Annotated in this window: 19 protein-coding genes, 1 tRNA gene and 1 pseudogene; 10 read left to right on the top strand and 11 right to left on the bottom strand. The window is 35.9% G+C overall.

Translation table 11 applies throughout. The features are described 5' to 3' along the window. Nucleotides 1-214: 214 nt before the first annotated feature. On the bottom strand, nucleotides 215-2092 hold the full coding sequence (locus tag FFM71_RS12335; protein WP_137612459.1) for an ABC transporter ATP-binding protein: 1878 nt from the start codon (nucleotides 2090-2092) through the stop codon (nucleotides 215-217). Then, a complete protein-coding gene (locus FFM71_RS12330; RefSeq protein ID WP_137612458.1) occupies nucleotides 2092-3813 on the bottom strand; it encodes an ABC transporter ATP-binding protein in 1722 nt (573 codons plus the stop codon). The genes FFM71_RS12335 and FFM71_RS12330 overlap by 1 nt, the downstream gene beginning before the upstream one ends. Before the next feature lie 96 nt (nucleotides 3814-3909). On the opposite strand from FFM71_RS12330, the gene FFM71_RS12325 reads away from it, so the two are divergent. The 3 genes from FFM71_RS12325 (at nucleotide 3910) to FFM71_RS12315 (ending at nucleotide 4968) form a co-directional block, all read left to right on the top strand. After that, the gene (locus tag FFM71_RS12325) at nucleotides 3910-4608 is read left to right on the top strand and encodes a CPBP family intramembrane glutamic endopeptidase (protein WP_137612457.1); all 699 of its coding nucleotides are present in this window, start codon (nucleotides 3910-3912) and stop codon (nucleotides 4606-4608) included. Further along, a complete protein-coding gene (locus FFM71_RS12320) occupies nucleotides 4605-4823 on the top strand; it encodes a hypothetical protein (RefSeq protein ID WP_057892662.1) in 219 nt (72 codons plus the stop codon). Before FFM71_RS12325 ends, FFM71_RS12320 begins: the two co-directional genes overlap by 4 nt. 72 nt (nucleotides 4824-4895) lie before the next feature. Then, nucleotides 4896-4968 (top strand) — tRNA-Glu (locus FFM71_RS12315). A gap of 320 nt (nucleotides 4969-5288) precedes the next feature. Here FFM71_RS12315 and FFM71_RS12310 read toward each other — a convergent pair. Then, nucleotides 5289-6525: pseudogene (locus FFM71_RS12310) on the bottom strand (IS4 family transposase). A gap of 175 nt (nucleotides 6526-6700) precedes the next feature. Then, nucleotides 6701-8506, bottom strand: coding sequence for a hypothetical protein (locus FFM71_RS12305; RefSeq protein ID WP_137612456.1), 1806 nt, complete (start codon nucleotides 8504-8506; stop codon nucleotides 6701-6703). A gap of 256 nt (nucleotides 8507-8762) precedes the next feature. Between FFM71_RS12305 and nfsA the strand changes: the two genes are divergently transcribed. From nfsA to FFM71_RS12290, 3 genes are all read left to right on the top strand, one after another. Then, nucleotides 8763-9500, top strand: a complete 738-nt coding sequence (nfsA, locus tag FFM71_RS12300) for an oxygen-insensitive NADPH nitroreductase (RefSeq protein WP_137612455.1) — start codon at nucleotides 8763-8765, stop codon at nucleotides 9498-9500. Nucleotides 9501-10093: 593 nt separating this feature from the next. Continuing rightward, nucleotides 10094-10918 (top strand): helix-turn-helix domain-containing protein, encoded by an 825-nt coding sequence (locus tag FFM71_RS12295; protein WP_137612454.1) that lies wholly within the window; start codon nucleotides 10094-10096, stop codon nucleotides 10916-10918. A gap of 61 nt (nucleotides 10919-10979) precedes the next feature. Continuing rightward, a complete protein-coding gene (locus FFM71_RS12290) occupies nucleotides 10980-11606 on the top strand; it encodes an NUDIX hydrolase N-terminal domain-containing protein (RefSeq protein ID WP_137612453.1) in 627 nt (208 codons plus the stop codon). Nucleotides 11607-11645: 39 nt separating this feature from the next. Here FFM71_RS12290 and FFM71_RS12285 read toward each other — a convergent pair whose 3' ends face one another. The 4 genes from FFM71_RS12285 to FFM71_RS12270 all read right to left on the bottom strand — a co-directional run bounded on the left by FFM71_RS12285 (nucleotide 11646) and on the right by FFM71_RS12270 (nucleotide 16410). Next, nucleotides 11646-12161, bottom strand: a complete 516-nt coding sequence (locus FFM71_RS12285) for a P-loop NTPase family protein (RefSeq protein ID WP_137612452.1) — start codon at nucleotides 12159-12161, stop codon at nucleotides 11646-11648. A 153-nt stretch (nucleotides 12162-12314) separates the two neighbouring features. Next, on the bottom strand, nucleotides 12315-14087 hold the full coding sequence (locus tag FFM71_RS12280) for an oleate hydratase (RefSeq protein ID WP_137612451.1): 1773 nt from the start codon (nucleotides 14085-14087) through the stop codon (nucleotides 12315-12317). A gap of 191 nt (nucleotides 14088-14278) precedes the next feature. Continuing rightward, nucleotides 14279-15109: an aldo/keto reductase gene (locus tag FFM71_RS12275; RefSeq protein ID WP_171000573.1), complete on the bottom strand. Its 831-nt coding sequence runs from the start codon at nucleotides 15107-15109 to the stop codon at nucleotides 14279-14281. A gap of 224 nt (nucleotides 15110-15333) precedes the next feature. After that, a complete protein-coding gene (locus FFM71_RS12270) occupies nucleotides 15334-16410 on the bottom strand; it encodes a serine hydrolase domain-containing protein (RefSeq protein ID WP_137612449.1) in 1077 nt (358 codons plus the stop codon). 264 nt (nucleotides 16411-16674) lie between these two features. Between FFM71_RS12270 and FFM71_RS12265 the strand changes: the two genes are divergently transcribed. The 4 genes from FFM71_RS12265 (at nucleotide 16675) to glyA (ending at nucleotide 20681) form a co-directional block, all read left to right on the top strand. Beyond that, nucleotides 16675-17223 (top strand): LemA family protein, encoded by a 549-nt coding sequence (locus FFM71_RS12265; RefSeq protein WP_137612448.1) that lies wholly within the window; start codon nucleotides 16675-16677, stop codon nucleotides 17221-17223. Between the two features lie 12 nt (nucleotides 17224-17235). Then, a complete protein-coding gene (gene htpX / locus FFM71_RS12260) occupies nucleotides 17236-18144 on the top strand; it encodes a zinc metalloprotease HtpX (protein ID WP_137612447.1) in 909 nt (302 codons plus the stop codon). 265 nt (nucleotides 18145-18409) lie between these two features. After that, nucleotides 18410-19219: a DNA/RNA non-specific endonuclease gene (locus tag FFM71_RS12255; protein WP_137612446.1), complete on the top strand. Its 810-nt coding sequence runs from the start codon at nucleotides 18410-18412 to the stop codon at nucleotides 19217-19219. 217 nt (nucleotides 19220-19436) lie between these two features. Then, on the top strand, nucleotides 19437-20681 hold the full coding sequence (glyA, locus tag FFM71_RS12250; RefSeq protein WP_137612445.1) for a serine hydroxymethyltransferase: 1245 nt from the start codon (nucleotides 19437-19439) through the stop codon (nucleotides 20679-20681). A gap of 54 nt (nucleotides 20682-20735) precedes the next feature. Here glyA and FFM71_RS12245 read toward each other — a convergent pair whose 3' ends face one another. The 3 genes from FFM71_RS12245 to FFM71_RS12235 form a co-directional block, all read right to left on the bottom strand. After that, the gene (locus FFM71_RS12245; RefSeq protein WP_137612444.1) at nucleotides 20736-21548 is read right to left on the bottom strand and encodes a hypothetical protein; all 813 of its coding nucleotides are present in this window, start codon (nucleotides 21546-21548) and stop codon (nucleotides 20736-20738) included. Nucleotides 21549-21628: 80 nt separating this feature from the next. Continuing rightward, nucleotides 21629-22213 carry a hypothetical protein gene (locus FFM71_RS12240; protein ID WP_137612443.1) on the bottom strand — a complete coding sequence of 195 codons (585 nt, stop codon included), beginning with the start codon at nucleotides 22211-22213 and terminating at the stop codon, nucleotides 21629-21631. A 48-nt stretch (nucleotides 22214-22261) separates the two neighbouring features. Then, nucleotides 22262-23317 carry an SLAP domain-containing protein gene (locus tag FFM71_RS12235; protein ID WP_223876551.1) on the bottom strand — a complete coding sequence of 352 codons (1056 nt, stop codon included), beginning with the start codon at nucleotides 23315-23317 and terminating at the stop codon, nucleotides 22262-22264. Between the last annotated feature and the right edge of the window lie 418 nt (nucleotides 23318-23735).

The raw sequence follows: 23735 nt of genomic DNA, 5'->3' as shown, positions 1-23735 counted from the left end.
TAGTCATCTACCTCATTAAGTGGATTATATCAAAAAAGCACCCATAACTGGATGCTTAAAAAACATTATAAATATCTTATGGACTTTTTCAGCAGCCTCGGACGAGACCTTAGCTCGGCCCGTTCCACATGGCAGACAAATGTTCTCAGTCCTGGAGACGGAACCAAAAAAATAAGCTGAAACACCATATCGGCATTCCAACTTATATAAATTTTTATAGTGCAACATTTCCAGCAAATTGAGAATTGTAAAGATCAGCATAGAAGCCATTCTTTGCCATCAATTCATCATGATTACCAGTTTCAACAATTGAACCATGGTTCATAACGATTATCTTGTCGGCATCTTGAATGGTTGAAAGTCTGTGGGCAACCACGAAACTTGTTCTGTTCTTCAAAAGTCGTTCCATCGCATGTTGAATGTGTAATTCAGTTCTAGTATCAACTGATGAAGTGGCCTCATCCAAAATTAAAATTTCAGGATCAGCAACAAAGGCACGGGCAATTGTAATCAACTGTCTTTGTCCTTGTGAGATATTAGAAGCCTCTTCGTTCAAGACAGTGTCATAGCCTTTAGGCAATTGACGCACGAAGTTATCCACATGGGCAGCTTTGGCCGCAGCAATAATATCTTCTTTGCTTGCATCTTCACGACTGTACTTCAAGTTGTCATAAATTGATCCCGTAAAGAGCCATGTATCCTGAAGAACCATTGCATACTGACTTCTGACCTCTTCACGACTCATATTACGAATATCTTTACCATCTAACTTGATCGAACCGCCCTTAACGTCATAGAAACGTTCTAGCAAGTTGATAATAGTTGTCTTACCAGCACCTGTTGGTCCAACGATTGCTACCATTTCACCAGGTTTAACGCTTAGATTATAATCTTCCAATAATATCGGACGACCTTCATAACCGAACTTAACGTGATCAAGTGTGACCTTGTCCCCATTATCAACCTCAGGAACATCAACTGTTGAATTATCCATTTCAGGTTCATCCAAAATTTCAAAGACACGCTCAGCTGATGCAACTGTTGCTTGAATAGTATTAGTCAAATTGGCTAGTTGGGCGATTGGTTGTGAAAATTGATTCATGTATTGCAAGAATGCCTGAATATCACCTAAAGCAATATTACCGTTAGCAACTTGAATACCACCATACATGGCAACGAAAACATAACCTAAGTTATTAACAAAAATCATCAAAGGCATAACAATACCTGAAATCATTTGTGCTTTCCATGAAGCCTTGTATAGTTTGGCATTTTCTTTTTCAAAGACATCAATTGATTCTTGTTCATGGTTAAAACTCTTAACAACCACATGACCAGAATAATTTTCTTCAACTTGGTTATTCAATAGGCCAAGTGAGGCTTGTTGACGTTTGAAAAACTTTTGTGATTGAGGTGCAATGATACCAACAACAATCAAACTTAATGGAACAGTAGCCAAAGCAATTAACGTTAATTTCCAACTAATTGTAAGCATCATCCAAATAACACCGACGAAAGTTACTGTACTAGTTACAAATTGTGTCAAACTTTGTTGCAATGTTCCGGCAATATTATCCATATCGTTAATCGCACGTGACATGATATCACCATTAGAATGTGAATCATAATAACCGATTGGTAATCTTTGCATTTTAGACTTCAAATCACGTCTTAGCTTGAAAACAGTTCTTTGTGAAATACGAGTCATTACGAATTGTTGAACAAAACTAAAGGCTGCCGAAGCAAGGTACATCAAGATAACAATTACAATGATATGTTCAATTTTATCGAAATTGATAGGCAAACCATTTATTTTGATACCGGCCTTTTGTTGTGCAACACCAGTCATCAAACCTTTATAAATCTCAGTTGTAGCTTGTCCTAAAATCTTAGGAGTCTTAATTTGGAACACGGCGGAAGCAATCGCCAAAGCTAAAACAACGATCAAACCAACTACGTAACTTGACATATATTTAGCCAAACGACCAGTTGTCTTCCAGAAATTCTTAGGCTTTACAACGACGTTAGGTCCATGACTACCAGGACCATGTCCGCCAGTTGAAGGTGCGGATTGAGGTTTTTTATCAGCCATTACTTAACCTCCTTTAATTGAGACTCAATAATTTCTTGATAAGTCTTATTATTTTCTTTTAGCTCTTGGTGAGTACCAAGACCAACCATCTTACCATCATCAAGGACAACAATTTGGTCAGCATCAGCAACAGTTGAAATACGTTGACCAACAATAACAACAACTGCTTGACTGATTTTTTCATCGTTCTTCAAAGCAGTCCGCAAGTTAAGATCAGTTTTGAAATCAAGTGCTGAGAATGAATCATCAAAGACATAGATTGAGGCGTCTTTAACTAGCGCTCTAGCAATAGCCAAACGTTGTTTTTGACCACCAGAGAAATTGTCACCAGCTTGTTCAACTTCACCATCAAGTTGACCGTCAAGATCCTTAACAAAATCAGCGGCTTGGGCAATTTCCAAAGCGTGCCAAATTTCATCATCGGTCGCACTTTCTTTACCATAGATCATATTGTCACGAATTGTACCTTTGAATAGAAAGGCTTTTTGTGGCACCATTGAGACTTTGCTGTTAATATCTTCAGTACTCAATGCTTTAATATCAGTCCCATTAACACTGACAACACCAGTTTCAGCATCATAAAATCTAGGAATCAAATTGATCAATGAACTCTTACCAGAACCAGTTCCACCGATAATGGCTAAAGTTTGACCCTTTGTGACTTTAAAGTTTAAATTGGCCAAAGCTAGATTTTCAGCGCCACGATATCTAAAGTTAACATCATTGAAACTAAGTGAAGCTTCCTCACCAACTTTGGCAGGCTTAGCAACGACATCAATCTTACTTTCTGTTTCGAAAACTTCCTGAATACGAGCAGCCGAAGCTGAAGCACGAGGAACGAAAACGAAAACCATTGAAAGAATCATGAAACTCATTAAAATTTGCATGGCATAAGTCATGAATGCAATCATATTACCAATTTCCATAGATTGATTAGCAATATAATGAGCACCTAACCAAGTAATACCAACGTTAGTCCCACTCATTACCAAAGTTACAACTGGAAACATAACAGCTACGATTGTAAATACTTTAACCGCGTTGTCTGTATAATCAGCATTAGCAACCTTGAAACGATCTTGCTCAAACTTATCTTGGCGGAAAGCTCTGATGACACGTACACCAGTTAAACCTTCACGAAAGACCAAGTTCAAACGATCAGTCTTCTTTTGCATTGCCTTGAATAATGGCACAGCAAAATACATTACCAATCCTACGACAACAATCAAAACAGGAATGGAGATCAAGAAAATCTTAGTCATTTCTGCATTTTTTTGATAAGCCATAAAACTGGCACCAATCAACATAATTGGAGCCATGATCATCATACGTAACATCATGATCATAACGTTCTGAATTTGAACAACATCATTGGTTGTTCTAGTTGTTAATGATGAAGTTTCGAACTTGTCGAATTCATCATGTGTAAAGTTTAATATCTTCTTAAACAAATCAGATCTTAATTTACGACCCAATCCTTGTGAGGCCTGCGAAGCCATCAAAACATTCCCAAAAGCGGCAACAACAGTTATAAGTGATACAATAACCATCTTTATTCCGGCACTTACGATATAATTAGTATCACCAGTGATAACACCTTTGTTAACAATGTCAGATGTAATGTTAGGAATATATAGCGTCGCAATAACTTGGAAAATCATGAAAATGACCGCACCAAGAACTTGCCAGCTATTAATCCTACCTCTAGCAATCTTAAACATTTATTCACTCCCTTTAAAAAACTCTCTAGCATTATAGTATTAAAGCACTAATTATCAAAAAATTCTAATAATTATCTCAAATAAGGTGGTATTTTCATGAAGAATACAAATAATAATTATCATCCCATAAGAGTTATACTTCACATTATAGTCTTTTTAGGACTATTTTTGCTGGAACAATTACCATTAAGTATACTAACCCTAACAAAAAAAGAGCTGGGGACGAGTTATCCTACATATCAAAAGTACGCACCATTCGCCACAATTTTGTTATTAATTATTTCAGCGACTATAATTATTCTTGTATTCAAACGAATTCGCAAAGCTCCAACCCAGAAATTTACGAAACAAACATGGCTAGTTATTGTTGTGGCTACAGTCTTAACCCTGCTGATCAACGTCGCCACTGTTCCATTTATGCGCAGCAGTAACGACAACGTTGAGGCCTTAAAATTAGTTGCTAATAATAGTATAGTCATTTTAATAATCTTTACTATTTTTGTTGCTCCAATTCTAGAGGAAATAATTTTTCGGGGAATATTCATGAACTGGTTCTTCGTTGACAAACCGTTGCTGTCGATTCTGATCAGCGGGTTCTTATTTGGATACGTACATGCCCCCTTCTCTGCAGACACTGATTGGATTTATGCATTATCGAAAATCTTGCTGGGAATTGTTTTAGCAGGTGTATATTATAGAACAAAAAATATCAAAGCAGATATTACTGTCCACTTTTTAAATAACTTTTTGGCTATTCTGGGCGGTGCCATTACGACAGGAGTAATTTTATTGTGAGAAATAATCAGAAGAAATTTAATGAGGTTTATCAGGATCTGCTACGCCGCATTGTAATGTTTGGTGTGTTATCAATGCTATTAATTGCCAGTGCACGAGTCACAGGCTGGATTATTATGGAATATGCTGGTTTTGCCAGTGCCATCTACACAATTGTCCTAATTGGTATGCTAATTTACGTGTTAATTATCAAAACCAAGGATGCCAAAAAATAATTAATAATAATTGCAATATTCATATTGACAGAAAGCACTGTTTACAGTTAAAATTATGAGTGTTGTTTTAATTGCCCGTTGGTCAAATGGTTTAAGACGCCACCCTCTCAAGGTGGAGTTATGGGTTCGATTCCCATACGGGTGATTTTTAGTATTTCACTTGCTGTCATATCGGTTGAAAAAGCCTGGTATGACAGCTTTTTTATTGGCTTTTAATTTTATATCATTTCATATGATTTCACAGTTTTGGTAGTCAAAATGGTGTCAATTTGGTAGTCAAAAATAATAGGTGTGGAAGCAGGATACTAGTTAAATTAACTAAAAACAAAAAAATAAGCTATCGACCTATTATAAAAATGGATTGATAGCTTATTTAGTTTTATTACTAAAGGTTACAAGTACAGAAACAGACCCTAACCGTTGATACTAAAAGGCTAGAGTGTAAAAAATTGGTATTTTTGCTTTCTAAACATTACCAAGTAGTCTTCCAAGATTACTTGGTAATGTTTTTATAAACTCATCGAAAATGGTGTCGAGAATTTCGGTAGTCATATTTAGTTTCTTAGCTAGACCAATAATTGTTTTCATTAACCAGCTAAGCGCATCCGCAACTTTAATGTCTGGCATTAGTCGACCAAATTCATAGAATAGATCCCCTATAGTTCGATCATCAACGCTTTCACGTTGATGTAGTGCCAATATATCGTATCCCAGAATGACCATAGCCATGTGACCACACAATCCATCGTAATTCTGAATCTGTGTTTTATCGAATTGGAGATATTGTTTGGCTACTTTAAAATATCCTTCTATTTGCCAGCGACGTCCGTACATTTGGATGATATTTTTGACACCCATATCGGTATTAGTAGTTCCTAGGACTAAGTATTTATTATTACTACCTCGGTTGGTCACGAATACCAGCTTGACGGGCATGTCATGTCCGTCGATAGTGAAGTGAACAACGGGACTGTACAAGTAGTTTGATTTAGTCGGATATTTACTGCGACATAGCACTTCATAAAGTGTTTTTACATCCATCCCACGATTTCTGTACCTGAAATAAACTTTCTTAGATTTTTTAAACATACAAACACTATATAGGTTATATTTTAGTAATTCTGATAGAAACTTTGGTGAAGTATACCAACTATCAAAGAGGACATATTTAGCCTTAATACCGGACTTTATTGTATTCCTCACTAACTCAAGCACAACGTCAGTCATTTTAAGCTGTGCCTGGTGGCGACGCTTCGCGGCCAGCGAACGACCATCAAAATGTTTTATTCCACCTATGTAGATTTGAGGTCTTTGATGAAGACATCAAGGCAAAGTTAACTGGTAAAAAAGTGTTTCCGTCACTCCACCCGATCGTTAAAGCACGGAACCCCTTGAGGTAACACTGTTTATCATGATCAAAAACACGTGCAAGTAACTCCGTTTTCTTTGAAAATTCACGATTGCTGAACCATTCTTTGCCAATTAGTATGGACATCGTTGATACAATTTCGAACAGTATTCTTCGAAAAATTGAATAACGATTAAAAATCGTTGTAAGCAGCCATTCAAACAGTGGTTCTGATTTAATTCCATGAGATTTTTTTATGTTAGATTTTTGAATAATTTTTGGCAAGTGTACCAATTTCGAAAAATAATTAAAAGATTCATGAATATTGTGGTCATTGTATTGTATAGTAGTCATGGACATGAACTTCCTTTGTGTATTTGGTTTTGACGCCTTAAGTATACAGATGTGAAGTGATTCATGTCTATTTTTGTACAAAAAATCCCCGATATGACGGGGATTTTATACTATATAGAACTTGTAACCTTTAGTCAACTTTAAGAAAGAATTGCAATTTCCGATTCAAAGTTTTTTATAGACTCCTATTACTAATATCTTTCACAACGACAACAGTTTTTCCATCCTTGTACCCAGTAAAACTGATTGTATCTCCGTTTTGAATAAACATATTACGAGGATAATCTTTGATTGAAGCATAGAAAACATTTTCATTGCCATCCATTAAAAAGGCAACTTCGCTGTTATTAACCTTAACAACTCGCTTGACTGTGCCATTGAATTGTTGCTTTTTACCCGAATATGAAGAACTAGCAGTACCTAAATCGGAATTGAACAGATTACGGTATTTCTGCAACGTTGACTTGGCGTCAGTTCCCACAGCAACCGTATCCTGAGTTCCATTACCATTTGCTAATAAATAAACATATGACATGAATGCCCCGTTATCGTCAATCATCGAAACGACCCAAGTTGGCTTCCCGTCAATTCGATAAAGCAACGGCATATTAGCTTTCCACTGTGTCTGTTTCATTCGATTTTCTGCCAAACTATCAGCCCGATTAGGCGTCATTGCGTCGGCCTCTTCACGATAATAATAGGTCTTACCCGTTTTAGCATTGACATACATGTAACCTAAAACTGAAGTCTGCTTCTGATTATTACTAGTCATTGACGTGAAGTAATAAATGTTGTGCTTATAAGCAATTGGTGTAAAGACATCATCTTTTCCTTCAGTACCAACGCCTTCAACTGATTTCATAACGCCGAGACGCGAACCGCCAAAACCATGAGCATTCCACCAGCCGTTTCGTTCTGCAGCATAAGAATAAACTTTATCACTGGCAATGTTTGGATCAAAGGTTACGTCGACCCATTTAGGTTCCGCCCCTTGCTTATAAACATTTACTTTACCTGAGACAGAGTCCAAAACGGCAACATAAATCTTACGATAATCCTTTCGATTTGAGAGACCATACTGTTTGTACAATGTTTGAACATAATATGGATGACCTGATTCATTAATTTCCAACTGTGGTGCGCTACCTGATATAACTAAACCCCGACCAACAATTGAAGCATAAATTTTACGTGAGGCATCATGACCAAAATATGCTGAAGGTGTATAACGCATACTCTTTCGTACAAATTGTGGCTTAGCATTTTTTGACGTTGCATCAACAATGAAATATCCCGGTACTTTTTTATAATGGTTATAACGGAAAAATGATCCATCGAAATCCAATGGTGAAATATAAACTAATTTTCCGTGATAAAATTGAACTCTCGCGTGATTTAATGAATATACGTTAGAATCTGGGACATTTGAGAGTGAATTTTGCATCTGATTACGAACTGTTTTATAGGAATTAACTACAGGAACTTCCTTACTCTGTGAATTAATCACAGGCATTGGAGCTTTCTTTGTAGTTGCAGTCTCCGTAACGTTAGTAATCCTTGCAACTGACTTTGTTGTCGCATATCCAGCCGCCATAATAATCAAAATCATAACGCCTAAAGCTACTAGAGCCCCCACCGTTATGGTTAGAAACTTTCCAGCAATTTTAAAACCTGGTTGTGAAACATCGCGACGATTGGAACCATCTCGATGAATAATATTATTAGAAAAAGTTAAAATAACACCATGTAACGCAGCTGATATTGCTAACGTTAACAAGTTGAACTCAATAACAACTTTCCAGGTCTGATCTGGATTGGCGAAATAGATGAAAAATAGTGCTAACAGAAATAATATTACTTGAACAACTACATGAAACTGAATTCTTAACCCAGTACTATGATTTTTAACTAATGCATATATGAAAGGAACGAATGACAGAATCGTAAATTCTAAAGTCAATAATAAAAATAGTAATAACATATTTACTTCCCCCTTTGATCAAATTTAAATTGGCTTGATGAACCGTTAATTGATAATTTGTAGCGATTTAAGTGTACCAAAAGTTATGTTTATTTAATACCGGAGTCCATCCGGATGACGGTTATTATTTGTGAATAAAATATAGCGCAATTAAAAATTTCTAGCTATATTTAATCCAAACTTTCCCCAAAAAAATTAACAACTAGTGTTACTCTATTGTTACTGAAATAGAAATTGTAAAAAAGAGGTTTTAAAAATGAATCCAACTATTGAAAATATGCTTCAACACGTTTCAGTTCGAGATTTCACTGACCAAATCATCACCAAAGAACAAAAAGATGCTTTACTTGCTGCTGCCCTACATGGTTCGTCTTCAGAATTCGTCCAAGCATTTTCAATTATTGAAATCACCGATAAAAAATTGCGTAATGAATTATCGGATATAACTATCAGCTCACCACATGTTAAAAAAGCGGATACTTTCTATATATTTGTCGCAGACTTACATCGTCAGGCCACAATCATAAGAAACCATGAAATGAGTTTAGAACCTCTTAAAAATATGGAACCGATGATTGTCTCAATTATTGATACTGCGATTGCTGCTCAAAATATGGCAGTCGCTGCCGAATCAATGGGATTAGGTATCTGCTATATCGGCAGCTTACGAAACAACATTGCTCAAGTGGCCAAGCTTTTACATTTACCTGACTTTACAATCCCACTTTTTGGAATGACTGTCGGCGTCCCGGAAACTAAAAATCAATTGAAACCACGAATGCCAAAGGAAAACCACGTTGCTACAAATACTTATAATGCAGAAAATTTTAACAATTTAACAGTTTATGATCATGCCGTTAAAAATTACTATCTCAACCGTAAGACTAATCCCACAGACACTTCTTGGACTGATAAAAACTTGGCAATTTTCAGGGAAGTTCATCGCCCAGACGTTGCCGAATTTTTGAAGAAACAAGGTTTCTCATTGCAATAAATATCTGACATGATCAATTACTCTGTCATTTATTGTGATTTGTAAATTACTTAAATTCAAAAAAATCTGTTACATCCGAATCATTCTGGAGATAACAGATTTTTTATTAATAATGTAATGGTTGAACGATAAAAAAAACATCTAATCATTGTTGTTAAAATCTCAAAGCTAATTTATTTGAATAATCAGAAGTCTTTATTTATTGTTCCTGCCATAATGAAATAAACTAGTTGGAAGAGCTGAGAGTATTCATTTGCAGCGAAAATGGCGTTATTGCTTTAGCAATTACACCACCGGGCGTGTTGAAGACTCGCGGGTTTTGCGAGGCTTCAACCGAGGTTCGAGACCGTACTTTGGCTCGGGCCGTTCCGCGCAGCAATTGAATACTCTCAGCTCTGGAAACGGCATACTTACCTACACTTTCAACTTTTATTTATCATTAAAAATTACCAATATCTGTAAAAAGGACAATTATAGTATTTTTCAGAAAATTTACATAATCATTACAAACATTTACATAAATTGAACAGAAAATATACACTACTTTTATATCATTTACTTATAGGAATTTAATAATAGTAGGTGTAAAAAATATGGATAATTTAGGTGATATTTTAAAAGAAGTTCGGCAACAGCAACAGCTATCTCAACTTGAGACGGCTGAGGATATTTGTTCTCAATCTACCCTTTCTGAAATCGAGCACAACAAGTATATTCCCAGTACACAATTGTTAATCAATATTTGTGAGAAATTATCCATCGTTTTTGACGACTTGGCATTAGCTGGTAATTTCAACATTTGTAAGGAAAGTTATTTTAATAGAAAAGCTAGCGAATATTATCAAGCACAAGAATATCTTCAATTAAAAAACTTTCTTAATCGACCAACTGTCTTAGAAACCGTTCAAACTAACAAACAAACACAGGCATATTATTTCTATTTAGCGCTCTGTGCTCTCAAACTGGATCACAAATATGACAACGCCAAAGAACTTTTAAAGTTGTCACTTGCGAGTGCTGGACGCAGCCGAAATCAAAGTACTTTAACTCGTTTGGGCAATATTGCTTTGGGCTACGTTTATGCTCAACAAGGTTTCAAAAATTCCACAATACGTCAGATCAACTTAGCATTCAGTAACCTTTCAAAAAAAGAATATGATGAGAACTTTAATTTAATCTTCTATATGGCTGCCTTATCGTACTTTCAACTTTCTAAATTGGATTTGGCGATTGAAACAATTGAACACGGTATCAACTATATAATTAAAAATGAATCTCACTTCATGCTGATCAATAGTCTCTACTTGATGGCAAATATCACTGAGGTTATCAAGCAAAACAATACCCAACTCGCAATAAAGAGCTACGATATTTTCAATGCTTTCATTCATGAACGTTCATACGAAACTGTTAATTAATGAAAGCGTTCTTTTAAAAATCCAATAATGTTATAATCCGCATTAAAGGATGGTAATAACAATGGATGATATTGAACAATTAATCGAACAGCTTCAAGCAATTGCCCAGACTGGAAAACATTACAGCAAGGATGTTTTTGACCGTGAACGATATGACCAATTGGAAGTTGTTGCCAAAAAATTGACTACAAAACTGGCCAATAATGTTACTCCTGAACAACTACATATTTTTTTTGACGCCGACACGGGCTATGTAACACCAAAAATTGATGTACGTGCAGCTACTTTCAAGGACGACAAAATACTACTAGTTAAAGAAAAAAGTAGTGGTGAATGGTCCATCCCTGGAGGTTGGGGTGATATTGGTTATTCTGCGGCTGACATTGCTGTCAAGGAAACCTTTGAAGAAGCTGGTATCAGAGTAACACCTTTAAAAATGATTTCAATTAAAGATATGCAGAAAAATCATTATCCAAAGAAGAACTTGAATTATGTTTATAAATTGTTCTTTGAATGTACTCCTGAAGAAAATGATATTCATAGTGGTGTCGAAACATCCGACGTCAAATACTTCTCACTTGATGAAGCCTTGAAATTGAACTTATCGCTTGCTCGTAACATGCCGGATGACTTTACACGTGCCTTTAACTGTCATCATTCAAAGCAATGGACAACATATTTCGACTAAAAAGAGAAAGTTAAAAAGGATGCTATAATTTAGCTTCCTTTAGGTTGGAAATATTTTAAGAAACAATCTTTTTGATCTGGAATTAGTTAGCACTATAACCTTTGCACCGGCCTTTTTGTATTGCTCAATCAATCCTTTTATTCTGGCTTCATCATAAGACAATACATTCTTCAAAAAATCCAAATAATCTCTATCCAAATGTTCATTGAATTGTTCGGCCATCCCTAATCTACTGCCCTTATCCAATCGAAATATTAAAGAACGCTTTAATACTCTGATTAACGCCCTTGTCCTATTTAACTTTAACCAAATAATAATATCAGCCTGAGAAATTCGTAAGCCCATAGTTCCAGAGTAGTTCCCGTCGATAATCCAATTTTTTTGATTCATAAATAATTGCTGTCGCTGAATAAACCATGCTTTCGCAGTATCTGAGTAATCAGTTGTATGCCAAAGAACATCAAGATGCATCAATGGATAATCAGTGATTCTTGCAATCTTTTTTGATAATGTTGACTTGCCTGTACCAGAGTTGCCTACAATAATAATATTCATTATTATTTCCTCCAAACAATATTTGGGGCTATTGTAGCATAGCTCTTTATAGCAACTTAATTTAATGATTTGATTAAAAAAAATTATCTAATCAAATTTCTAGACAAAAAAAACCACGAAATCAATCTAATGATTTCGTGGTTTTATCATTTTCTAAAGCAAATGTGCATCTTTTAATAACTCTTCAATATATGTACCATGGACTTTCTCCATAGCTTTCTTTTCAACCATACGTTCCTTAAATGGCAACTTGATATCTTCAATCTTCTTCTTACCATCCAAGTAGTAAATTGCTCTCATCAATGTCCGAACATCGAATGCTGAGCCGAATACTTCTGGAACACCACGGTCAACGTTTAGCAATGTATAAACGGCTTCCATAGCTGTTCTGACTGAATACTCAGTTGTAAAGACGGTGTCACGTTCTGTTTCAGCAAAGTTACCAATAAAGGCTAAGTTCTTTGAACCTGCTGGAACTACTAATGGACGATCTTCAACCTTTCTAGGCATGAAGTATGATGTGATATATGGCATGTATGTTGGAATTGTGTTGGCATGGTTTTCAGCAATGTCCTTAATTCTGTCTGTTGGAACACCGATGTGATATAGCCACTCTTCACATAATTCATCACCAGTACATTCCGTGATCTTCTTATTAACGAAATTACCAGGTTTGTCTGAGAATAGTCCATATACCCAAACTACTAATTCGTTATCTTTTTGTCTCTTAAAGTGCTTTTGACGGCTGATTGAGTATCCATATAACCAGTTAGAATCTTTAATACTTACTGGTCCACTTGTAACGATTGAACCACTGTGTGGATCTTTTTGACTGATTTTTTCGATATATGGTGTAACTTCATCATCTGTCAGAGTAATTGTTCCAGAAATTGTCCAGTTTGCTTCGGGAATATTCTTGCAGAAGACATCTGGATTACCAAAAGCCTTATCTTGCTTAGCTAAGTTTTCCCATAGTGACCAGCTGCTTCCCAATTCATGCTCCAATGGTGCTGGGTGAGTCTTGTCACCATTTGTTGAACTTTCAGTAATTGAACCATTTGTAACAAAGACTAAATCATTTTCTGTCAAAGCAACTGTACTGTCTTTGCCATCGGTTGTCATATCGATTTCTGTAGCAACTTTGGAACCATTTGATGTATCAACTTTGATGTTCTCAACATGAGTATTGTATGTAAATTGAACACCTTTATCTTCCAAATATTTAATCATTGGTTGAATCAATGATTCGTATTGATTATATTTAGTAAATCTCAATGATGATAGGTTTGATAGTGAGTCGATATGATGACAGAAACGCATCAAGTAACGTCTCATTTCCATAGCACTTGCCCATGGTTCAAAAGCAAACATTGTTGACCAATAGAGCCAGAAGTTTGAGTTCAAAAATTCGTCAGTAAAGACTTCATTGATTTTCTTGTCGCCCAAATCCTTTTCAGGTGTCATAACAAGATCAAGTAATTCTTGCACGGCCTTAGGTGTCAAAGTCAAATCACCTTCAGTTGGCAATTCTTTACCTTCATCTTGAATAACTCTACCGTGTGAGAAACTTGGATCTTTCTTATTTAACCAGTAAAACTCATCCAAAACTGAGGCATCAGGATTTTCCAATGATGGAATTGATCTGAACAAATCCCAAAGGGTTTCGAAGTGAGGTTCCATCTCTCTACCACCACGGATGATATAACCTTTTTGCTCGTTCCAAATACCGTCCATACTACCACCAGGTAGAGCGAGTTCTTCGAGGACATGAATCTTGTCACCTTTCATTTGACCATCACGTACAAGGAATGATGCTGCTGCCAATCCAGCTAAACCAGATCCGACAATGTATGCTGACTTATTGTCAACACCTTCTGGTTTGATTGGTCTTGCAAATGCTTCATAATTACCATTACTTCTATACATAAGAACCACCTCTTGATTAAATTAGCTTCCATTATGTAACTGCTTACACCTAAAATATAGTTCTCTTACCTATTAGATGCAATAGTAACAGTGTGATTTTTTAGTGAATTTTTGATTCGTTTTTTATCATATTTTGAGACAAAATTTAAAAAGAGTGGTATTTGAGATAAACTCAAATATCACTCTCATTTTTAAAATTCTTCATATACAGCAGGGTCTTGATCCTTATTACGACCATCTGATTTCGTCAATGCATTGATTTTTTCCATATCAATATTTGAAATTTCGAAATCAAAAATATTCATATTCTCACGTTGTCTGACAGGTGATGCTGACTTAGGAATCGGAATTGTGTCCAATTGATGTTCCCATCTCAAAATAATTTGACCAACTGATTTATGATATTTTTCACCTAAAGCAGTCAATAGTGGATTTTTAAGAACCGCACTAGCTCGTCCAAGGGGACTCCAATCCATCGTTACAATACCGTTATCATGATCAAAATCCCGCATACTCTTTTGATTAAAATATGGATGCAATTCAATCTGGTTAATGGCAGGTAAAATTCCAGTTTCCTTTTGAAGTTTTTCTAAGTGTTCTGGCAAAAAGTTGCAAACTCCAATCGACTTAACTAATCCAAATTTTTGGGCATCAATCAATGCTTGCCAAGCTTCAACATACATCCCTTTTTTAGGATTAGGCCAATGCAAAAGATACAGATCAAAATAATCCAAATGTGCCCGATAAAGTGATTCTTGTAACGCGGTGATAGCGTCATCATAAGCATAATAACGTCCGGGTAACTTAGAAGTTACAGTTAATTTATCACGATCAATGCCACTTTCAGAAATAGCACGTCCAACCGTACCTTCATTTTCATAATTATAAGCCGTATCAATCATTGTATATCCATTATTGATTGCCGATACAATACTTTGCACACCTGTTCGACCATTTAATTTGTAAGTTCCAAATCCAAAATCAGGAATCTGTTGACCATCATTTAATTTATACATAAACATGTCCCTCCTCAATAAACTAATATTAACGTACAACTTTTTTTTAAAAGAGACAAATAACTCAAATTTAGGGTAAAGAAAAAGCACTACATCATCCTAGACGTAGTGCTTTAGATTACTTTACAGAAATCTTTGGAATGTGCAAAGCAACCATTTTTAATTCACAGGTAGGCTTTACCTGCACAACTAATAATACAGGCTTTTCATCCAAATTACCAGCTTTATTTTCATTCACTTTCAATCATGTTATAAATTTGCTTAGCGACCGGCTTTGCATCCGCTGCTATACGGGAATAATTTTCCAATAAGATCACGGCGTCTTTACCATTATTAGAGATGTGGACAATCCCTTGGAAGCCGTAACCCCAGCCATTAGCGAAGTTATCATTCTTGCCATGATACATACCGCCACCATAAGTGCTGACGCTACCCTTTTTGAACAGAATCTTACGTGACTTCTTGGATAACATCTTGCCACGCATGATATACTTTTCAACTTTATATAAGTCGTTAACACTCATATAGACTTGTCCTGTACCAAGTTCATCGAATTCGAAAAATTTCTTCGTATAGAAGGCATTTTTATAATCCAACCGAGCTGACAACGGGTCAGTATTATTATAACCGGCTGCTTTATCAACACCAGGTTTTTCGTCATAAGCAAAAATCGTATGCTTTAAATGTAATTTTTTAATATATTCCTTTGTAAACAGCCGTTGATACGACTTGCCAGTTACTTGTTCCAATATCCCACTGAGTAAATTGAAATTAACCGGTTGATAATTCCACTTCTTATATGACAATTCTGAGAAATGAATACTGTTGATATCAGCTGCGATGATATCTGAATCAGGTAAAATTTGATCAGGTCCAACTTCACTTAAAACAAGTCCTGAAGTCATATCAAGCATTTGTCTAATAGTTATTTTTTTACTACCAGGAATACTTGGATAAAATTTACTCAACTTATCTTTGAGACTTAACTTACCCCTTTGAACTTCTTTCATAACCAGGGCTGCAGTCAAAGTCTTTTGGACTGAATCAATTTCATAAGCCGTATTTTTTTGATTGCTAAGACCATTAGCAAAGTTAGAATATCCACGACTAGTTTGATAAACAGGTTTGCCATTTTTAACAACCAACAGACTTCCTGAAAAGCCTTTTTGATTGAGCAAACCATCAATGTTTTGGTCCAATTGACTACCAACTGTGGCGTCAACCGTCGCATCACCAGAAACAGTCACGGGCATGCTTCCCAAAATTACGGCTAGAAGCATTAAAACAGGTAGAAAGATTTTCTTCATAATATATTCACCTATGAAACCTACAGATAAGCGACCTTCCTCATATTTAATTATAAATTATTTTTCAAAAAAGCAATAATGATAAACTCATAAATTTAATACTAGTGTCCTTCGTTATGATTAAGTATTCCGTCTCCGGAGTCGAGAAATATTCAGACTAGTATCCTTTTAGTAATCAAAACCAACTATTAACAGCACTACGTGTTATACTACCAAACTGGCAATATGGTAAAATATAGCCATTAAGAAAAGAAGGAGATTTAAATGAATACAATAATAATAATTGTTGTCATCTTAGTAATAATCGCCGCCTATGCTGGCATGTACAACAGTCTTGTTAAATACCGCAACCGTGCTCGTGAGTTCAGTTCACAAATCGACGTTCAACTAAAACGTCGTACTGATTTGATTCCTAACTTAGTTGAAACTGTTAAAGGATATGCTACTCATGAAAAGGAAACTTTGGCACGTGTTGTTGAAATGAGAAATAACGTTAACAGCGCTAACTCATTACAAGACAAGGTTGATGCTGATAATGAATTGACTGGTGCCTTGAGACAAGTCTTTGCTTTGGCAGAAAACTATCCTGATCTTAAAGCTAACCAAGAATTCTCTCAATTAATGGAAGAACTTTCAAACACTGAAAATAAAGTTTCATATGCACGTCAAGCATACAATAGTCAAGTACAGGCTTACGATACAGCCATCCAAACGTTCCCTCGTAACATCATTGCTGGAATTCACGGCTTCAAAGAAATGAATTTCTTGCAAATTCCTGATGTTGACAAAGAAGCACCTAAGGTTAAGTTTTAATCGAGGTAACTTATGATTTACGAGCAAATTGATCGTAATAAACGTAAAACCTACTTGATATTCTTCGTCTTCTTTTTGATACTAGCCGCTATTGGTAGTTTCTTAGGACTCTACTTCTTTGACAATCTCTACTCGGGAATAGCCATTGCTCTCGTCATTGCGATTGTTTACACACTAATTACTTATTTTCAGTCTACTAGTATCGTAATGCAAATGAACGGTGCAAGAAAGCTAAATTCAGCGAAAGATGCTCCAGATGTTTGGCATATTGTCGAAGATCTTTCGATGGTAGCCGATATTCCTTTGCCAGATATTTACATTATTGATGACCCGAGCCCTAATGCCTTTGCCACTGGCCGGGACCCGCAGCATTCAGCAGTAGCTGTTACTAGCGGCTTATACAAGATGATGAACCGTGAGGAACTTGAGGGCGTTTTAGCACATGAAATTTCCCACATAAGAAATTACGACATTCGTGTCTCAACTATTTCCGTAGCTTTGTCATCAGCGATAATTTTAATTTGTTCCATTATCGGTAACGCCTATCGTTGGTGGATTCCAATGCGAGATGATGACCGTGATAATAATAATTCTGGAGCAATCCGAATTGTCTTGTGGTTAGTTGGCCTCATCTTTGCCATTATCGGACCATTGATTGCTAGCTTAGTACAGATGGCAATCTCCAGAAATCGAGAGTATTTAGCTGACGTTTCCGGTGCCGAATTGACTAGAAATCCTCAAGGATTGATCAACGCTTTGGGAAAACTAGAGGAAAGTACCAAGCCTATGAAACGAGTTGACGATGCCAGTGCCGCTTTGTACATTGACGATCCTACTAAGAAAAAACATTTTTCAGGACTATTCGATACCCATCCACCATTGGATAAACGAATCGAAGCTTTGAAAAAGACATTTCAATAAAAATAAAAGAGGCCGAGATATTTTCAGCTTCTTTTTTATTTGTCGTCTCTTTAGACAACATATTTATTTTCAATGATTTTACATTTTGGACATAACATCAAACTTCTATTCAAATTATCTTAAACACCTACCAATTATATTTAGGCGACGTACCCCAATATACGAATTAAATCTCCATTCGCAGTAAATATTGTTCAAGATTTCTGAAAATTTATGATAAAATCAAAATGAAGATAATTAATCTTCGTAGTGGGGGGATATTTATATGTATATGTTGTTACTTGTTGTTTTGGGTGCAATCATCTTGTTTACAACTTTTATGGTTAAACCCAAACGTCGAATTCATCGACGCTTAGTTTCTTTGGGACTTTTGTTGGTTGTGGTTGGAGGTTCAGGTGTTTACGAATCCTACCAGAACAATGGAATTAGTCCGGGTGATAATCCACGTCAGGTGGAGAAAACGACCACATCATCTAGCTCTAATTTGGCCAATTTAAACTATCAGACTGACCAAGAAATTGAAGTTAACAACAATACGCCTACTTTCACAAAAACCGAACTAAATGTCTCTCAAGGTCCTTGGCAACGTTTCGCTGACTTGGACAATCTCAATCGGGCTATTCAGGCCGATGCATTATTGAGTAAAAGTTTGATGCCTACTGCAAAACGTGAACCTCTTTATGTCAATCCAACCGGTTGGCACAATAAGAAGATCAACGGCGGATGGCTATATAATCGTTCGCACCTAATTGGTTATCAATTGACAGGACAGAACAATAATCCTAAAAATTTGATGACTGGAACTCGTTCACTGAACTCTCCTGAGATGCTTAAGCATGAAAACGATATTGCTTATTACATGAAGCAAAATCCTAATAATTTCATTAGGTATCGCGTCAAGCCGATATATCGTGGTAATGAATTAGTTGCTCGAGGGGTTCAAATGATGGCTGAATCGTTGACAAATAGCGGTCAGCCTGACAATGGAATTTCTTTTAACGTTTACATTTTCAACGTTGAAAAAGGTGTCAAGATTAATTATAGTGATGGTACCAGCGTAGTTAACAATAACTAAAGGTTGAAAGTTTAGTTAAATATGCCGTTTCCAGCGCTGAGAGTATTCAATTGCTGCAAATGAATACTCTCAGCTCTTCCAACTAGTTTGTTTTTTTAATTGAAGGAATAATAAAACGAAAAATCCTGAATATTTAAATAAATTAACTCTAGGTATTTAACAACAACGGTTATATCAATTTTTCGTCTTTCAAGCTTTAGACAATAATTATTAGGAGATGATCGTAGTGCAATACAGTACAGGTGATAAGGAAATTTTTGATCTAATCGAGAAGGAAGAAAATCGACAAAATAGAAATATTGAATTGATTGCTTCTGAAAATATCGTTTCTGACAATGTAAGAAAAGCCCAAGGTTCAGTTTTAACTAACAAGTATGCTGAAGGTTATCCTGGGCACCGCTACTATGGTGGTTGTGAATACATCGATCAAGTCGAACAAATTGCAATTGACCGAGCTAAGAAATTATTCAATGCTGATTATGTCAATGTTCAACCACATTCAGGTTCACAAGCTAATGCTGCTGCTTACCAAGCCGTTTTAAAGCCCGGTGACTCAGTTTTAGGTATGGATTTGAACGCTGGAGGTCACTTAACACATGGTTCAAAAGTTAATTTCTCAGGTAAAATGTATAACTTCCATTCATATGGTGTTAACGCTGAAGGTCTAATTGACTACGATGATGTCCAAAAAATTGCTGAAGAAGTTCAACCAAAACTTATCGTTGCGGGTGCTTCTGCATATAGTAGAATTATCGATTTCAAGAAATTCCGTGAAATTGCTGACTCAGTCGGTGCCTATTTGATGGTTGATATGGCACACATTGCCGGACTCGTTGCTGTTGGATTACACCCTACTCCAGTTGGAGTTGCCGATATTGTTACTACAACTACTCATAAAACACTCAGAGGACCCCGTGGCGGTATGATTCTGGCTAAAGCTGAGCTTGGTAAGAAACTTAATTCGGCCGTCTTCCCTGGTACTCAAGGTGGTCCCTTGGAACACGTAATTGCTGGTAAAGCCATTGCTTTTGGTGAAGACTTACAACCAGAATTCAAAACTTACATGGAACAAGTTATTAAGAATGCTGCTGCCATGGCAAAAGTTATCAATGATGCGGATAATTTATCCGTTTTAACAGGTGGAACTGATAACCACTTGCTAAATGTCGTTTTAACTGACTGTGACTTGAATGGTATGGAAGTTCAAAACTTGCTCGATAGTATTCATATCACAACCAATAAAGAAGCCATTCCTAATGATCCATTGCCTCCTAAATTGACATCTGGCCTTCGTCTAGGCTCTCCTGCAATTACTTCAAGAGGGTTTGACGAAGAAGACTGTGAAGAAGTAGCACATATTATTGTTGATGCGATTAAGTATCACGATGATCCTGAAAAACTTCAAGAATTGGATGCACGTACTAAAGCTTTGACTGACAAGCATCCAGTTGAATTTAATTAAAATTAGATACTAAAAAAAGGTCGATTTCTCAAATTGAGAAGTCGACCTTTTTGGTTATTCTGGAACAACGTCTTTTGAAATGAATTTTGTATTTGGATTTGAACCAGTATAATTGTAAATACTCATAAATCCATCATAATCAGTTGTCCATTCAGCACTAAGTGCAATAGAATTATCCGCCATTCCAATTGCAGCGGGCGTACCAGTATAAATTAAAGCAGCTCGATGACCAAAATGGCCTACCTGACCAGCTGTAGCACATAAATTAATATCATCATCATACCATTCTTTAAGAAGATAAAATGCAACATCCCGATCAGAAGTCATATTAACTCGTTGACCCCATTTCAAAATATAATCATAGCCAAAACCATAAAGATTTTCTTCAGTCTCTCTAGGTCTAGTCGAATGATCCATGGTATCGCCAACTTGTTGATAGGCACGATGATTAGCGTACTCAAACATGTCAGCTGTTGTCGTAGTCATCGGAGTACCATTAGCAGCATGCAAAGCATTAAGATACTTGATGAAATATTGATTAATACGTTGAATATTAGGCGTGTAATTCAATGAAGGATTCGTATTATCATATAACCTTTTAGCAGTATTAGCTTTTAAATATTCTTTAGTAGCAACTTGATAATAAGTATCACCATTGTGGGTAAAAATTCTACCAACTAACCAATTACTATTGGGACCCAAAGCACGGTCAGTAATTAGCTTGCCATCTTCACGATACAGACGAGCGACATTATCATTAACACTAGCGACTTTAGCAGCGTCAGCATCTTTTTGCGAGAACAACATTGCTCCAGTAGCGGAGGCTAATAAGGCCATCCCTACAATTAAATTTTTTACAGTCTTCATTAATTTAAGCCCCCCAGAATTATATTTTGTATAATTTAATCAGTTTGCATGTAAATTTTCGGAAAACAATGATTTTATGATTAAATACTACTCCCGCCATGGAAGTATATATCTTTAACCCATTCATTTGTCGCAACACGGTAATATTGGGCTCCATCATAAGTTTTAACCTTATCAGAATACCAATCAGTATTATTTCCTAAAGCTCTGTCTGATAAATTATAAATCTCCCCTGTTTTTGTAGAAAAAGCTACCAAAGGACAAAAATCTCCATTGTCATTTCTAACAGTAATATCTAACTTACGTTCTTCTATCGTCGCAGTTTTAGGAGCCAACTTTGGATCACTTGGAGTATAAGTTGGTGCTTGTAGCACTCTTAATCCGGTGGTCGTTCGTAAAACCGTAATTGTACTTGGATTTGCAACATGTTTATCTACCAATGGTGCTTTAATAGTTTTCATTCCACCAACTTTTGAAATCCAAACATAGTCTAATGTCTCAACATCTTTTTCTTGTCCATCGACATTTACATACATTGGAATAGCCACAGGACCAACCTCATCTGGGTCAAAGTTATAGTCAAGAGACTCAGCATTAACTGTCTGTGCATCCAAGCCTGCCACTAAAACTGGACTTAAAGCTCCTAGCAAACCTAATGACATCATGCAAACAGTCAGTCTTTTTTTTGATTTTAAACTAATATATTTCATGGTTTAATTGGCCCCATTAACTGGTTCATTCGAATGTGTCAAATCATTAAATGAAACCCATTCATCAGTAGCGACACGTCTCATATTTTCATTATTAACTATACCAACTCTATCTGTATACCATGAAGTGTTTGGAGCCAAAACACGGTCAGTGATTACTTTGCCGGCAGATGTATAAAGTTTTGCTTGTCTGCTAGTCGTTATAGTTGCAACATCTGGAAAAATTTCAATACCATCGTTTTCCTTAATCCATTCATTTGGAGCAACACGATAATATGTTGTACCATCGACTGTTAATTTTCTATCAATTTTCCAAAGTGAATTCTTTGGCAATGTAGCAGAAGTAACTTTACCGTTTCCATCATATAACTTGGCATTAACTATTGTTGAGTATATTCCATCATAGTTGATTCCACTTGATGGTTTTTGATTGTTTTGATTTCCAGTACTTTCAGAACCTGTACCAACATTTACAACAACATCTTTCGAACCCAAGATAGTAGGAGTAGCATCATTACCATAAAAGTCACTGCCTTTTGGTTCTCCAGCTACATAAGCAAGCTTTAAATGGAAAGTAACGCTGACTCCACTTTGCAATACTTTATTAATATCTGCTGGCTTTAAGTTTCCAGAAATGCTTCCATCATTAGCAGTGGCTGTCATAAGAACCCCAATATTACGGTTGTTAAAGAATAAATCATCACCATTAGCATTGTCATTAAAACTAGCAAATAAATCATTTGTTAAATTCTTAGATGCGTCAGCATATCTATCAAAAACAGGACTTTGTGGAGTTAATTGATCAGTTCCATAACTAAAAATACCATCAGAACCCATGACATATCCCATTTCCATATCTTCACTTCTCACAAGATTGTTTCCAGACTTGATAGTAACTTGATTCTTAACTTCACCTAACCACTTTTGAACATCAGCTTGACTAACCCCACTAGCTGCATCAGCTTTAACAGTAGTTTCAGTAGCTGAACTAATAACTGGCATAGCAATTGGTGCAACGGCCAACAATGTAGCAGCAGTAATCCCCATATACTTAATCATTTTCTTCAAAATCATATCCTCCAATAACATTTATTTACTGCTAAATCTTAGCAAACCAATATGTCACTATATGGCAAAAATGATAACTCATAAAAATTTCTCAAATTTATTTTTATAAATAGGAAAAGTGCCGTCAATATTAAACATGACGACACTTTTTTAGATAATATCTGAATGTTGAAAGGTGAAAAAGTGATATAAACATTGCTGTGATAGTCGTAAAGTAAATTTATTTAAATAGCAAAAGATGCCAAAAGATAACAATTGGACATTCTTATTATTAAAAAACTAGTGGAGTGTAGCTCTCACTTTTATATTCTGATATAATCAATTCAAAAAAGGATATATTTTATGAAATCAGATATCAGACCTGTTAAACAACACATCAACCTTTCCGATGATCAAGTTAGTCGTTTAC

The sequence above is a fragment of the Companilactobacillus huachuanensis genome, assembly GCF_005404815.1.
Taxonomy (GTDB): domain Bacteria; phylum Bacillota; class Bacilli; order Lactobacillales; family Lactobacillaceae; genus Companilactobacillus; species Companilactobacillus huachuanensis.
Note: the sequence above shows the minus strand (reverse complement) of the source record. Positions and strands in the feature narration are given on the sequence as shown.